This is a genomic window from Thalassotalea ganghwensis, from assembly GCF_053485795.1.
Window position 1 is genome coordinate 84,392 of the sequence record NZ_JBQRUM010000001.1, and the last position, 15,586, is coordinate 99,977.

Consider the following 15,586-nt stretch of genomic DNA (forward strand, 5'->3'; position numbering starts at 1 on the left):
GTAAAAGAAGAAGCTAGTAACCAGAATATTGACAAGATAGCGGAACGAAACATAAAGAACCTCTATGAAAACAATGACATCCTTGTCAGTGAAAAATGAAACTTAGGATTGGATAATGCTAACTGTTTTTGAGTGAGATTAACCAGTTTTGCCACTGTGTTTCATATTGTGCTGCCATTGCATTAAGTTCGTTTTGATAACCAGACCAGTCACCGGTGGTTGTTAAACTTCTGATGGTCGCAATATCGTTAATATTGTTTTCGAATAAAAAGCGAACCCCTAAATAGCCCCAACGATAGATTTCATCACTAGAGTTACTATAATTCGTTGCGAATACTTGGCTTAATGTGCGGTTACCACCGTTAGTGCTAATGAGTGCTTTAGCTTCATTGTTGTTATCTTTTAAAGCGATATATTCAGCTAAACCTTCGCTCCAAAATACCGTAGATTGTGGGTAGTCTGAAAAGTTACCTTTTAAATCGAAACGACCATCAAGGTAGTGAACATACTCATGCTCTAAGTTCCAAATAACAAAATCGGGGCGTTCCCAATCGGCTTCGTGCGCATAAAACGTCGCTTGGTTGTTTGGATCTTCCGCATTTCCTTCAATGTACATACCGCCATTATTGGTATTAATACCAAATAAACGCGAGCCATAACGATTGTAGTTACGATAGTCGTCAAAAATCACCATCAACAGATCGTCGTTAACATCGTTGACGATTGGTTGATAGTTAGTGGACAGCTTATTGTGAAAGTAAGACTCTTGAACACCTAAGATTTGACATGAATCAGAAAACTGCTGGCCTGTCATATCCTGTGCTTGGAATTTCAGTGTTGAACTACAGGTATGCTTGTATGGCAAGATACGATCAGGGGTTGGTTTACCTTTTGCGTTACCAATCGCGATAGGCGCAGCGACTGCAGCAATGCAGGCTAAAGCGAGTAAATTCTTCGAAAACATAGTTATTCCTCTATAAACTTTTTGTATTTTATTACCAGTTATTATTGTTATCTGTCGCTACTCTTTGTTAGCGATCTTGTTTAATTAATGCACATAAAATATTTTTTTACAATATTTTGTATACAATATATTGAATTGTGTTTGGTAGAGGTGTAGCGCGGAAGCCTTTAGATGTTACATAGTAATTTGTATTTTAAAGAAAATTTTTTTAAGTAATTGCTCTAAAAAAGATGAAAAAATTTGAAGGTTTTTTTACGTTTGTATTTTGATTGTAATTTATAAGTATCTGTAATGTTATCGTGGTGTTAATTTGGGTCTTCGCGAAATGCTTCTGCGGCGAGGTGATGCTTATTGAGTAATTTATAAAATTCCGTTCTGTTTCGCTGGGCTATTTTTGCCGCCATAGAAACATTGCCTGCCGTTGTTTTTAAAATGGTCGCTAAATAATCACGTTCAAATTGATCGCGCGCTTCTTGGAAAGAGGGGTGCTGAGATGGTTGACCTTTTAAGGCGTGTCTTACTAAGGATTCTCCGATAAGAGATTCAGTACTTAATGCAACACTTTGTTCAATCACATTTTGTAATTGGCGAATATTTCCTGGCCAAGGCGCTGAAATTAATAATTCCATAGCTTCTTGGGTAAAGCCATTTATTGACGTTGCGCTATGCTTAGCAGCTTGCGCCAAAAAATGTTGGACGAGTAAAGGAATATCTTCTCTTCGTTCAGAAAGAGGGGGCAAGACCAATTCTACGACATTGAGACGATAATAGAGATCTTCTCGAAACTTCTGGTTTTTTATCGCATGTTGAAGGTTTTTGTGTGTGGCGGCCACAATACGCACGTCGACTTTTACTGAACGCGTGCTGCCGACAGGGCGAACTTCCTTTTCCTGTAAAGCTCGAAGCAACTTTACTTGAAAGTTTAATGGCATATCGCCTATTTCATCTAAAAATAGCGTACCACCATCAGTTGCTTCGAATAGGCCAATATGATCACTTTGGGCTCCCGTAAACGCCCCTTTTTTATGACCAAATAATTCCGACTCTAACAGTTGTTCAGGAATCGCAGCGCAGTTAATTGCAGTAAAAGGGTTATTGGCTCTTTTACTCGCTTTATGGATTGCTTGGGCAAGTAATTCTTTACCCGTTCCGCTCTCACTATGGATCAGCAAGCTAAAATCACTCTTTGCGACTTGATAGGTTTGCGTTAAAAGCGCTTCCATCAAAGTACTGCGGCTAATGATGTTTTCTCGCCATTTACTATCTAAGGGTTGGCGCTGGGTTTGATTAGCGATAGGTTGCAACCGAATCGCTTGCTTTACCGTATCAAGTAGCTCCTGACTTTCAAACGGTTTTGTTAGGAAACTAAACACACCTTGCTTGGTTGCATTAATGGCATCAGGAATAGTGCCGTGTGCAGTCATAATAATGACGGGTAAATTTTTATAACGCTCGCGAATTTTATCGAACAGTGCCATACCATCCATGCCAGTCATTCTCAAATCACTAATCACACAATGGGGTTGAAAGCTTTGTAATATGCCTAATGCATGTTTAGCATTTTCAGCCGTTTCTACATCATAACCTGCTGCTTTGAGTCGGATGCTAAGTAATCTTAAAAGGCTTGGGTCGTCATCAACAACGAGGACTTTTTCGCCACTGATCATATTATCTGTATTCATTATGCACCTCCTCGTTCATTAATGGATTGTTCGATGGCTTTTAATTGTTCTATTTGTTGTTGTAGTTTCAAAGATTTTTGTTCTAATTTTTCTAAGTTTTGCTGCTGTTGGATAAGTTGCATAGAGCTCTCTTTAACGAGATTCTCTCTGTCGATAAGCTTGTTGAGCAAGAGCAACTGTTGATTGAGTTGATCTTTTAACATGACGATAAAGGCATAATCTTCGACATTAAAACGATTCTTTGCTTGCTCAATCAATGACGCTCGATTAAGTGTTGATTTCGCTGTGTATGGGTTGTGAATTGGTGATTGCGGTAAACTGTGCAACAGCAACAAATTAAACTCAGCTCCAGTGATACCTTGCTGTTCAAGCTGTTGTTGTGTTTTTATTTCTTCAAGTAATTCAGGCTGCGCTAAGCTTTTTATCCATAGATAATAACTACCATATTGTGAATAATTGGATTCATTATAGGTTAGCTGGCATCCAGTGACGAAAGCGCTGCAAACGAGTAATAAAATTAACCTATACTGATATGTTATCTGTTTATTCGTCATGCTATTTGTTCTTTTGTTAGGTCAGAAAACTTGGCTTCTGATGTTAGAATAAGCGGTAGAGACACGCAAAAACGGGTCATAGTTGGTGCGCTCGTTTGGCTGACAACGTTAATTGTTCCATTTAATCGCAGCAGTAACTCTTTAACTATCGTTAGTCCCAAACCACTACTTTTAATTTTGTCTTGCTTAAAATCGTTCCCTTGGTAAAAGGCTTCAAATATTTTCTGTCGATCTGATTCTTGTATACCAGGACCTTGATCTTCAATGGCAATATTGAGACGGTGATGCTCACTCGAGACATCAATGGTAATTTTTCCGTCCTTAGGTGAAAACTTAATGGCATTAGATAGCAAGTTATCGAGAATGACACTCAGTTGTTTGCGATTACATGCAAACTTAATAGGTGAGCTTAAACGAATTATCTCGATATTTTTAACCTTGAAGTCGAGCTTGCGTAGGTCAATTGCCTTATCAATCTCTTCCTCAATATTAATCGTTTCCCTATCTTGTAGGCTTGTTGAATCTAAAACAATATTGAAGTTAAGCAAATCCTCAATTAATTGCTGTAAGCGAGTCACATTTAGTCGAATGATTTCAGTAATTTCTTGTTGCTCACTGTTAAGTTTGCCAACACTATGATCGTAGATTAACTCAGTGCCTTCTCGTATTGCCGCTAAAGGCGTCTTTAACTCATGAGAGATATGTCGAATAAAGCTCGACTTTTGCAATTCGAGAGCTTGCAACCTCGCTCGCATCAATTCTAAAGCATTCGCGATTTCGACAACTTCTAATGAGCCTTTAGCTCGAATATGCTGTTCAAAACGACCTTTCTCTAATTGATTAATCTGGCGAGTTAATTGTTTTAACGGCCGCGTGATCAATATGGTAAATATTGCTGCTAAAATCAGAACGAACGGAATAACGACTAAGCTATTGAGTAAAGTACCTTTGATTTTTTCCGCCGATTGATTAACTAATTTAGCTTGTTCTCCAATAAGCAAATCCGCTCGCTCTGCGAGGTGCTGACTAAGCTTGGTTAATTGGGCAAACTGTTGTTGAGCATTGTCGAGTGATATCTGTTTGTTTTCGGTTACGCTTAATTGTTGATTAAAAGAAGCTAAGCCGCTAATTAACTGAGCGCGCGTATCATTAAAGATTGGATCTTCTATTGCTTTAAAATCATGTGTTAAATGGTTGTTCAACAGTAAATACTGAGACTGAAACTGTTGATAGACATCGGGTGATTGCAAAACAATATATTGACTAGCGAAACGTTCAGTGCGAGCGAGTGAGCGACTCACTGCTCGGCTACTATCTAAAATGCTCGCGACATTAAAAATTGCATCAGTACCTTGTTTTGATAAGGTGTTAATTTGATGAGCGCTCATGATCATCGAAAGAATTAACGGCATAACGACTAAAGTAAACCCCAGTAAGGTAATGCGCTTTATTGACCAATTAAGTCGTTGATAAAAATGTAACACCTAGATAAGTCCCTTCGCTTTGATACGCTTAGTGGGTGCATTTGTAGAGTAACTCTATCACAAATACAACACTGTCGCCTATTGGCGACAGTGGGCTGTTTTGTTGTGATGTTTTCTAACTATATGAAAATAAATGAAATAATCATCATGTTAACCTAAGCCTCGTCTAATATGATTTTTTATTTTTCTTAGCTGTTGTTAATTGACGACAGTTAGGACACCTCAAAAATAAATTAATTATTATAAATCAATGTTTTATGATTTGGCACGTCCTGTGCAATGTCTCAATCGACTAAGTTGGTCTCAGAATATTTAACTTCAATTGAGTCCCATTAATAAAAGAGGAAAAATAATGATTAGTTTAAAAAGTGTTAGCTTATTTGTTGTAACGAGTTCTATTGCTGCTTTCTATGTCAGTGCCAATGAGCAAGCCAATGATGTTGTAAAAACCATTGAAACTACCCAAGTTGAGTTCTCTGAGTTATTAGCAAAGTTTGACAAAGATAATAACGGCTTATTGAGCAAAGCTGAGGTTGCGGTTAGCAAAGATGAATTGTTGATCAAACGTTTTGATTCAATTGATACTAATGCTGATGCGGGCTTGAATGAACAAGAACTAAAAGCTTTTTCAAATACACTAAAAACACAATAAAACCATAAAACTACCAACGTCAACCGTTGTTCACTCTCTGTTCACAGTCAGTTATTCCCTAACCTTGTAACTGGCTTTTTTTTAAGGGAAACTGATGCAAAAAACTTCTTCAATGCCCAGATATATTCAAATGGATAATTGGATTTTTGAAGTTAAGGCGGTAAGAGCCTTAAAAGTAAAGGAATATGGTCAACCCTATCAAGCTATTAGTCAAATTACCATTAATGGTGATAATGCCTATATCGATGGTTTAATGACTAAAGAAAATCATCGTTTTACACGAAAAGATTTTGATACCGTTATGGATTTTTGTCGCTCTCTTGGTGTTGCTAATGCGAGTTTTGATCGTTTCAAGCAGGATAAATTGATCACCGAAGTGGTTAACTTAAAAGAAAAAAGCTCAGCACTGTTATTGCAATTAGTTAATTAACGATTGGCATCTCTGCGGCCTAAAGAGAGTTGTAACGCTTTGTGTAAAATAGCCTAAGTAACTAAGACTAAATCACTAAATTTTGCGATGAATGGTTAATTGCTATCAATGTTTCCTGTTTTTTTGCAAATCATTCCCAGCTTGTTTTAAACCAATGGCTTAAGTGCTTTCAACTGCTTTAACTTCGATAATAAATCCCTTATAGTGGAATGCTTGAACAATAAACCTTTATCCTATTTTAAAGGTTCAGACGGTATCGAGCTAAATAAGGTCACCAGATCTTATAACGTCATGATTTGGCTGACAACCTGCTGGAAGTTGTTAGGTTCGATCCCCCTATAACAATAATTAAAATAAGTACATCGTCATCGGCTAATTGGGATGACCTTGCAATGTGCTTACTAAAGGAAGATCTCGTGAAAAAATCAATCTCTTTGCTCATCGCATCAGCGCTCACTCTAGGGGGCTGTGGTAATGATGAACAAGCAAATAATGCAACGCAAACCGCGTCATCATCAATAAAAGCGTCAACATTTGTTCCTAGAGCTCAAGATGCCTACTTAAGTGAAGAGCAAGCGATGAAACGCTCTGCACGTGTATCGAATGTTGATTATCAATTAACCTTTGATTTGACTGGTGGGGATAGCTTTTCTTCAACATCAACAGTTATTTTTGATCTCAACGATGCTGACCATCCATTAACCTTAGATCTTAATGAAGCTAACATTACTAAGTTAACTATCAATGGTAAGCAAATTGAACCTGATTACAATAACTGGTTTATCAGCTTGCCTGCGGCTCATTTAATCAAAGGCCGTAATAAAGTTGAAGTGAGTTTTAATCGTTTACATAGTACGGATGGCGAAGGTTTACACCGCTTTACCGATCCTAGCGACGGCCTCGTTTATTTATATTCTCACTTTCAGCCTGCAGCTGCACATCAAATGTTTGCTTTGTTTGATCAGCCGGATCTTAAAGCGAATTTTGAGATGACGGTATCTGCCCCGAAAGATTGGCAGGTATTTACTGCGATGAAAGAGACATCGGCTCGTCTAGATGGTGACAAAAAAGTTTGGCAGTTTGATACTACGTTAAAATTAAGTCCCTATAACTTTTCGTTACATGCGGGTCCTTACCATAAATTTGAAGATAACTCTGGCAAATATCCATTGCGTTTATTTGCTCGCCAGTCGGTGAAAGATCAAGTTATTCCAAGTGACTGGTTTACATATACCCATCAGGGCTTAAAGTTTTTTGAAGATTATTATGGTATCGACTATCCATTTAGAAAGTATGACCAAGTGATAGTACCTGACTTTATCTACGGTGCGATGGAAAATGCAGCAGCGATCACCTTTGGTGAAGGGGGGTTCTTAACCAATGGTGAAATGAGTAAAAGCCAAAAGCAATATTTAGCGCAAGTGATTATGCATGAAATGGCACATCAATGGTTTGGTAATTTGGTGACGATGAAGTGGTGGAATGGCTTGTGGTTAAATGAGAGTTTTGCTGCATTTATGGCGACATTTGCCACAGCAGAAGCAACAGAATTTAAAGATGCATGGCGTTCATTTTATGCTTATGGTAAACAAGCTGCTTATCGCCAAGATCAACAAATAACGACTCATCCGATTGAAGTCCCTGTGCCTTCGTCAGCTAATGCATTTGATAACATTGATGCGATTACCTATCAAAAAGGCGCTTCTGTACTTAAGCAACTACGTCATATGCTAGGTGAGGAAATCTTTAGACGAGGTATTCACAATTACTTAGCTAAAAATGCCTACCAAAATGCAGAGTTAGATGATTTTATAGACGCCCTTGCTAGTGCATCAGGTAAAAATCTCGATACATGGAAACAAGAATGGTTATACAAAGCAGGGGTAAACACCATACAAGCAAACTTTAGTTGTAGTGATGGAAAAATAAGTCAATTTGATTTGTTGCAATCAGCAGATGAAAATTACCCAACCTTGCGTGAGCAATTTGTACAAATAGGTTTGTTTAACGTGAAAGATGGCAAGGTTGAGTTGTCTGATAAAGTTGGCGTAGCTTATCAAGGTAATTCAACTTCTGTTGAAGATTTAATAGGGAAGGACTGTCCGGATCTAGTTTATCCCAACTATGAGGATTGGGGCTTTGTTAAAGTCAATTTAGATAAAACCTCTTTTGAGACTGCCCAAAGTAATTTAAGTACCGTCAGCGATCCATTATTGCGCTCCATGTTATGGCAAGCATTATGGGATAGTGTCAGAGAAGGTCAGTTACCATTAAATGATTTTATCGACACCGCCATTATTAATGCACCTTTGGAAACCGATTACACCATTTTGGGACAAGCCTTATCTCAATTGGCACAAAGCTTTGGTTATTTGAAAACTTTTTATGGGGTGTCTCATCCGTACGTTAAAGAAGTTGGTCAACGTTTAGAGAAGATGACTTGGGAAAACACCTTGGCAAATGTTGACGATAAAAACAAATTACGTCGTTGGTTTGGTTATTACCGCTCATTTGCAGTTTCTGAGCAAGGGCTCGATAACTTATTGGCGATTTTGGAAGGCAAGCAAGTTGTTGAAAATCTAGTTGTCAATCAAGATCAACGTTGGAATATTGTTAGCCATTTAAACCGTTATCAGCATCCGAAAGCTGATGAATTATTAACGGCTGAAAAACAGCGTGATAACTCAGATACTGGAATAAAATCAGCGATATCGGCTCTAGTTAGCCGCCCGGACGCAGAAATTAAAGCAGAGTGGTTAGCCAATATTCATGCGACAGAAAATGCAATGCCATATGCTAAATTGCGCTCAGCGATGGGCTCTATGTATCTTTCAGAGCAAGGAGAACTTGATGAGTTAACCGCAGATAGTCGATTGGCCATGTTACCTGAAGTTGATAAAGCCCATGATCATGTCTTTATGCGCACCTACGCGGGTTCAATGATCCCTGCAACATGTTCAGCTAAGAGTGTCGCTCGTTTAGAAAAAGCAATCGCAGATTATACTGACTTGTCTTCGGGAACTCGCAGAGCTTTGTTAGTGACTCATCAGAACGATAAGCGCTGTTTAATGATTAAAGATAAGATGACCATTAAGTAATACCGATAAGTAGAACGAAAAAACCGCTATTTTTTTGTAGCGGTTTTAGCCTTAGCCCCGAGATCTTAACCAAAGGGGCAATGACTATTTTTAATACTAACGACATTAGCACTTGCTCATTTGGAATAACCAAACATCGCTCATGATGCTTTGCTATTATCAAAAATAGCCTTTCGCAGAAAAGATAAACAAAGGTCAACAGACCCTAGGACTTTGAGCTCATTAAAACATGGACAATTACCAAGATAAGCCATGTTAAGAGAGCCTTCCCCACACCAATACGAGCTAGAATTGATTAGCCTAGACATGTGAATGCTAGCTAATCATCTAGTTTGCAAACTAAACAAGTATATTGGCGTTGAGTTTATTCGAGATGAAGTATAAGGCATCTACTGCATTGAGGATGTTTGTCCGCCGACCAGTTATTTAAACTCGTTGGTATAGCGGGCCTTGACAAACAGCTATACAAATAACGATGCGAAACCGTTGAAAGAAGATTTGCCGATGCAAAACAACGCCATGGTCACCGATATGTAAGATACCGAGGTAGAAATAATTTTCAAATTAAGGCATATATGGTTGCGACAGCACAAAATATGAAGAAGATAGCAATGACGCTATCAAGTATTCCCCAGATAGGGGGAGTCTGTAAAGGATGCCCCTGTAAAACTAAAATTCGAGAAATTAACACGCTAATCAGAGCAGATAAGCGCCAAAAAGCTCCTAAAACGAAATAGAGTAGAAAACGACTCTGCTAGAAAAATATCCCGATCGTTGCCTACTGCTACTCATAAAAACAAACCCCGCAAAAATGACGGGGTTTGTCTGTAATCTGAAGAGCATCATTTAGATGCACTTTTTAGTTCCATTTGGAGCATTATTGTGCTTTATGCAAGATCTCTAATACTTCAATTTTAGCGACCTTTACCAAACCAGAAGCTTTTAATTGATTACGTGCTTCAACTAAATCTTGCTTGCCAGTTACTTTAAGTACAGCGATTTGAGTGTCAGCATAAGCAGAAACAACTTCTAAACCTGTTGCGGCACTAACGTCATGTGCTGTAACACCTGGTTTAAGCAATACTGAAATATTACCCGATAAAGGTGATATTTTATTGGTAAAAGTATTTCTTACTAAGGTACCTTTCCCAATATATTCAACAGGTGTATTAGCTTTAACTACGGCCATATTACCATTTGTAGAGATTACGCTATCTGTATCTGCTACTGACGCTGATACATAAGCCAAATCTCTCTGGACAACATAAGAGCCAAAGTCTGCTTTTTCATACTTATACTTTGTCACTTTATTTACTGGTTTTTCTAAGCGTAAATCTTTATCTAGATTAGCGTGAGCAAAAACTGATGTAGTTAATAATACACTTGCCGTTATCGCTGTTAATTTATTAAATTTCATCATTTTTCTCCTACTTCTCATGACCGTATGCTCTAACTGCGATACCTTCTAAGATACTTGCAGCCGCATTGTTTTTATAACCTAGGTAACCCATTCCACCACCATTTTCGGTTTCAAAGGTCTCAGCTGAAGTATCTAGTATCCTAAATGTCCACTCACCTTGGCTAGACTCGCCGTAGAAGGCGTTAGATAAAAATACACCGTCTTTAAGAATATAGCCCGGCTGTTCACCATTTTCAAATGAGTATGCCGGATAGGTGATGGCTTGTTTACCTGACAAAAGAACGCTCTTAGTTCCAGAAGGAGAGGTTACTTCAATCGCTAAGTCCATACCTGCCGTAGTTTGGTAACCATTATGATCACCATACCACATTTCTGCGTTGCTGATATCGAACTTAAATTGCATTGCCTCTAATGCTAAATCGTCAGTTACAGTAACTTTATAAGTTAAGCCTGTAGCGCTATTATCTGGGATTTCGCTAGTCATAGCATCTTCATCAACCGCAGAGCCTGCTCCAATCCAATCAGTGATTACTTGTTCGCCTAAATCTTTGTCATAAGACTTAGCCATAGCAACTGCTTCACCAGCATTTACACGACCAAAGCCATATAAATTATTGAAGTGGAAACCAGCAGCATTTTCTATCCACCCTTGGTGGGCAATAAAGTCAACGTCGCCAATTTTATAGCTAATAGCTTCATTTTCTGGATCGTTCATTGTACTGGTTGATGCTAAGATATGACGAACATCACGCCAAGTTAATGAAGGGTTAGCTGCTAGAATTAGTGCTACAACACCAGATGCGTTTGGCGCAGCTGAAGAAGTACCGTTAAACGTAGATGTGTAGTTACAGCTTAAATTTTCTTCGTGGCCTGGATAATCAAATGGGTATTGAGATTTAGCAAAGTCTGTACCATAGATTAGTTCCCATAACGCTACAGTACTACCGTTGAAACCTGAGTAACCGCTTAAACAAGTCATTTGATCAGTAGTAACCATCGCTGGTGCCCAACGACCAAATTCACCAGATGGTGCTGAGACAAAAACGTTGGCGCCAGCTGCAGAGTAGCTAGTGTGTTTACCGTCAGTATTTACCGCTGCAACACTTAAATAATAAGGGTGCACTTGGCTAGGCTCGAATGACGCATTGTAACAAGTTAAGCCTAGATCTTGAGCACCATTTTCTGCACATAGCGATCCTTCATTGCCGTCATATTCGAATGAGTTACCGCTTGACTTCATTGAAACAGCACCTTTGCCGTTACGAAGTTGAAGGTTAGGGTAAGACTCAATGGCTTCATCAAGTTCTGAATAACTAAAGTGTGTTGGCCACCCCAAACCATAACTGCGGTTGAATACACCAACATTTTCACTTTTACTAATACCGCTCCCAGGGAAGCCGTGAATTAAAAATTCTGTTTGCGACACTTTACCACTACCTAAGTAGTTCATACCGATAAGGCTCGCGTCTGGCGCAACACCTTGACCACCTAAGCCATTTCCTGCTTTTGCCGCAATCAAACCTGCAACACTCGTACCGTGGTCACCAGAATTTGATGTAGACGTTGGGTCTGTTTTATAAATAGCACCCTCATTTAAGTTTAAAGAGCGGTTTGGTAATACATTTGGCTCTAAGTCTTCATGCGCGAGTTCTAAACCAGTGTCAACAACAACTGCCGTTACCCCCTCACCAGTTACCCCTTGAGCATATGCGCCTAGAACATTAATATCTTCACCAGCGATAAGTTTAGCTTCTTCTTCCGCAAACCACTCTTCTACTTTGGTTGTTGCGTCTTCTTCACTGTCACCTTCATTAATGTAAAGTTCAATAAGGCCAGCTTTCATTTCGTCGCTTAAGGCATAAGCTTTTTGGCCTGAATTTCTTAGGTGCCATTGCTGATAAGCTAGAGGATCACCAGAAACTTCTGAAATGCTGATCGTTGCAGAGGCAGATTTACCGTTTGCCGTTGCGGTATATTCAATGGTAGCGGCTTCACCAGTGAAAGAAACATAGCTATACTCCAAGTCACTAGTAAGTTCTAGTGTACCGTGACTGAACGTATAAACCCCATTATCTTCGATAACCTCTTCACCACCTTCGAAGAACGCAATAGAAATGCTGTCATTGTCAGCATCGCTTGCAGCCAATTGGCCTGTTGTAGGGGTCCATTGTTGAGCGCCAGTGATTGTCATATTGCTAGCTTGTGGTGCTTTATCTACTTTAATTGGAGATCTAGGTTTAGTGTCACTCCCGCCACAGCCTGCTAGGGTAAGCATGATAGCTGTAGATAACACTGATAATTTCAGATTATTATTTTTCATAAGTTTCCTTAATTATTATTTTAAACAAAAAATATAACCGAAACCTATGTGGGATACAACACTGCGTTCACAAAAGTTTTATTTCTCTGTAACATTATTTTTTAAGTCGAGAGGTGGAATGGGGCTTGGTCAGTATTTATAAGGGATATGGCTAAAGTGATTACCATTAGTAGAGTAGAACCAAAGGCTATGCACTGTCAATACATTAGCGTGAGTAAACCCTTTTTAATTGTATACAGTATATGGTATATTTAAAGTTAAAGTCTTATTAACATTTTAGTAATATTTAATATGAAAAAATTTATTTTTGCCCTTGTTCTTTGTTTATTGTCGATTGAGCTTTATGCGAATCAAGTAAATTTTGTTCTTAAAGGAACTTGGGGCGACAAATTTTATGGTGATGTCATTTATGAAGATGACAAACTTTATGTTGCTAGCGATGGCATTATTGTATTTGATGTCAGCATACCGTCAAAACTCCAGAAACAAGCTAAAATACCGATTAATTCAAATGAGAGCATTATAAAGTTTGAAAAAATAGGGGACATTCTGTTTGTTCTTACTAAAAGAGAGTTTGTGACTATTGATATTTCTTCAATGGGTGAACCTCGGTTGCTATCTAGTATCACGTATCAAGATGGCGATGGCTTTATCGATTATACTATGAGCAACCAACAACTTTTCTTATTAGTGCGTGAACAACCCCAAGTTTTAACTTACGATATGTCTAGCTTAGATACACCAATTAAAACCAAGACTGGCATAGTATCGTCAGAGTTTGGTATTTCTCGTCTTATAAATATTGCATTAACAAAAGATTATTTATTTGTTGGTGGTTTAACTACTGAATATTTACTCTCGCTGGAAGACGAAAACTTTTTGTCAACAATATATAGTGCAGCAAGGGATGGTCGTGCTAACGATTTTAAAAGTAGGGCTAAATCATATGATAACGTTGTTTACTATTTTACTCCCTCCAACATTTTTGAAATGGATTTTTCCGACCTAAATGCGGTTTCTTATAAAGTTTTAAAGTTAGAGGGGGATGAGGTTAACCCTCATTATCTAAGTTTTGATATTATCGATGATATGTTATTCGTTAAAAAGGAATATCAGTTAAATCGATATAGTTTGAAAAAGGATAACTATTTATCATTACTATCATCAGAATTCACTCCTGATTTGCCAAACTTTGCACTTGGACAAGGTATAACCGCTTTTACATCAGATTCTGAAGTTGCGTTATATCAAGATGGCCAAAGGTTAAGTCGTTATAGCCAATCAAATATTAAAAATCCAAAGGCTATCGGTGACTCTTTAATTGCAAACAATGACGCTCTTTTATTGTTTGAGTTTAACGAAAACTCTTTTCAGCTTAAAGATACTATCGATGATGTTTTTCCATTTGTTCACGATCAAAAAATGGATGTACACAGTGATTATATTTACACAGGCAGAGGCAATATTTATCAAGCCACAGAAGGTTACTCACTAGAATATTTAGATTCTTTTAAAGAGGCTTACAATGGCGTTTATTTTTTTCAGGTGCAGGATAACAAGCTGATCCGTCAAGCAAGCAATGTTTTAGAAATCTTTGATTTAACCATTCCTTTAACCCCTCAACTAATGTTTAGTTCGCCAGCGAATATTTGCCTAGATTATTGTCACCACTATTCAGTTAAAGGAAACCAGGTTTTTGGCTCTTCCTTAAAAGGTCTTTATTATTTTGTGTTTGATGATAGCGGAACTATTATCGAGCAGAGGTATTTAAGTGAAGGAGCTTCTTCTAAAACGTTTATAGAGGGAAGTTATCTTTTTGAGCCAAGAGAAAATGACTCATATGGATATGATTTAAATGTTTGGAAATTGTCTAATGAAGGTGAACCGATACTTGTGCAAACTGTTGAAAACTTTTTAAATTGGCATAACGCATATAGCCAAGTTAAATATAAAAATTGGTTGATATTTGATAGTTTTGAGAAAACCAGCATTATTGATATCTCAGATCCTGAGAATGCTTATGTTACAAAAGAAATAGTAAAAGAGGTGAACAACTACGATTGGTTTAGTTTAGCGGTTTTCCAGAATAATCTTATGTCGTCTAATGAAGGACAGTTAACTGCTTACCAAATTAATGAAGCGCCAAAAATCTTGACTGATACATTAACATTAGACGAGGATACTCAAATTGTTGAACCGTTAACCATTGAAAATTTGGAAAATGACGCTTTGTCTTTTGATATAGTTGAAGAGCCGCTTAATGGAATAATTGAGGTAACAGAGGGCAGTGAGTTAGTCTATGTACCAGAGGAAAATTTTTTTGGTGAAGATGCCGTAAAAGTAAAAGTTACAGATCAATATGGCGGGTATAGTGAAAAACAAATAGCTATTATTGTGAATTATATCAATGACGCCCCTAAAGCTATCAGTCGTGATTATTCTGGACATTCAGGGCAAGTGGTATCAGGGCAGTTAAACGCTGATGATATTGATGATGATGAACTGACGTTTACATTGGTTGAAAATGTTAGTTATGGAAGTTTAACATTGAATAGTGATGGTAGTTTTAGTTATCAATCCTCTGCTAACTATGTTGGAAGTGATTCATTTACATTTCGGGTTACAGATAAATCACAAGCTTTATCGGAAGCTAAAGTCACCATCAATGTTGCAGAAAAACCAAAGACTACATCGACCGAAAGTTCAAATTCTTCAGGCGGTACAAGCTCGCCGTATATCTTGTTATTGCTTTGGATTGTTAGCACTGTCAGAACACGTTTTTTCAACCTTAAAAATGTTAGGTAGCGTAGATTTTGTCAACTAACGTTTAAAGGTAAACGTAAACTATTAAAGCCACAGCTTTTGCTGTGGCTTTTTTATGCTAAGGTTTAAAATACTGTACTGAATGATGCTTCACCGTTTCTAATGCGATCAAGCTTTTCGTAAACGCTTTTTGGATCAATATCGTTCACTGCCATGCGA

Annotated in this window: 10 protein-coding genes and 1 pseudogene; 5 read left to right on the forward strand and 6 right to left on the reverse strand. The window is 37.9% G+C overall.

Going from position 1 to position 15,586, the window contains the following annotated elements; translation table 11 throughout:
- Nucleotides 1–118 precede the first annotated feature (118 nt).
- From ACSLUH_RS00365 to ACSLUH_RS00380, 4 genes are all read right to left on the reverse strand, one after another.
- Entirely contained in the window at nt 119–964 is an 846-nt protein-coding gene (locus ACSLUH_RS00365) for a collagenase (RefSeq protein ID WP_448563421.1), read from the reverse strand.
- Nucleotides 965–1,269: 305 nt separating this feature from the next.
- A complete protein-coding gene (locus ACSLUH_RS00370; RefSeq protein WP_448563423.1) occupies nt 1,270–2,646 on the reverse strand; it encodes a sigma 54-interacting transcriptional regulator in 1,377 nt (458 codons plus the stop codon).
- Nucleotides 2,646–3,200: a hypothetical protein gene (locus tag ACSLUH_RS00375; RefSeq protein ID WP_448563425.1), complete on the reverse strand. Its 555-nt coding sequence runs from the start codon at nt 3,198–3,200 to the stop codon at nt 2,646–2,648. Before ACSLUH_RS00375 ends, ACSLUH_RS00370 begins: the two co-directional genes overlap by 1 nt.
- Complete coding sequence (locus ACSLUH_RS00380; protein WP_448563427.1) at nt 3,197–4,684, reverse strand: HAMP domain-containing sensor histidine kinase; 1,488 nt, start codon at nt 4,682–4,684, stop codon at nt 3,197–3,199. Before ACSLUH_RS00380 ends, ACSLUH_RS00375 begins: the two co-directional genes overlap by 4 nt.
- 352 nt (nt 4,685–5,036) lie before the next feature.
- Here ACSLUH_RS00380 and ACSLUH_RS00385 point away from each other — a divergent pair, with 352 nt between their 5' ends.
- The 4 genes and pseudogenes from ACSLUH_RS00385 to ACSLUH_RS00400 all read left to right on the forward strand — a co-directional run.
- Nucleotides 5,037–5,336, forward strand: a complete 300-nt coding sequence (locus ACSLUH_RS00385; RefSeq protein ID WP_448563429.1) for an EF-hand domain-containing protein — start codon at nt 5,037–5,039, stop codon at nt 5,334–5,336.
- Nucleotides 5,337–5,430: 94 nt separating this feature from the next.
- Complete coding sequence (locus ACSLUH_RS00390; protein ID WP_448563431.1) at nt 5,431–5,766, forward strand: hypothetical protein; 336 nt, start codon at nt 5,431–5,433, stop codon at nt 5,764–5,766.
- Nucleotides 5,767–6,182: 416 nt separating this feature from the next.
- Nucleotides 6,183–8,864: an aminopeptidase N gene (gene pepN, locus ACSLUH_RS00395; protein ID WP_448563433.1), complete on the forward strand. Its 2,682-nt coding sequence runs from the start codon at nt 6,183–6,185 to the stop codon at nt 8,862–8,864.
- A 473-nt stretch (nt 8,865–9,337) separates the two neighbouring features.
- Nucleotides 9,338–9,478: pseudogene (locus ACSLUH_RS00400) on the forward strand (transposase); the annotation flags it as partial.
- 263 nt (nt 9,479–9,741) lie between these two features.
- Here the strand turns inward: ACSLUH_RS00400 and ACSLUH_RS00405 are convergent.
- Both ACSLUH_RS00405 and ACSLUH_RS00410 read right to left on the reverse strand, forming a co-directional pair.
- A complete protein-coding gene (locus ACSLUH_RS00405; protein ID WP_448563435.1) occupies nt 9,742–10,284 on the reverse strand; it encodes a serine protease external chaperone in 543 nt (180 codons plus the stop codon).
- A 7-nt stretch (nt 10,285–10,291) separates the two neighbouring features.
- Nucleotides 10,292–12,604, reverse strand: coding sequence for a S8 family serine peptidase (locus tag ACSLUH_RS00410; protein ID WP_448563437.1), 2,313 nt, complete (start codon nt 12,602–12,604; stop codon nt 10,292–10,294).
- A 291-nt stretch (nt 12,605–12,895) separates the two neighbouring features.
- On the opposite strand from ACSLUH_RS00410, the gene ACSLUH_RS00415 reads away from it, so the two are divergent.
- The gene (locus ACSLUH_RS00415; protein WP_448563439.1) at nt 12,896–15,409 is read left to right on the forward strand and encodes a cadherin-like domain-containing protein; all 2,514 of its coding nucleotides are present in this window, start codon (nt 12,896–12,898) and stop codon (nt 15,407–15,409) included.
- The last annotated feature ends 177 nt before the right edge of the window (nt 15,410–15,586 follow it).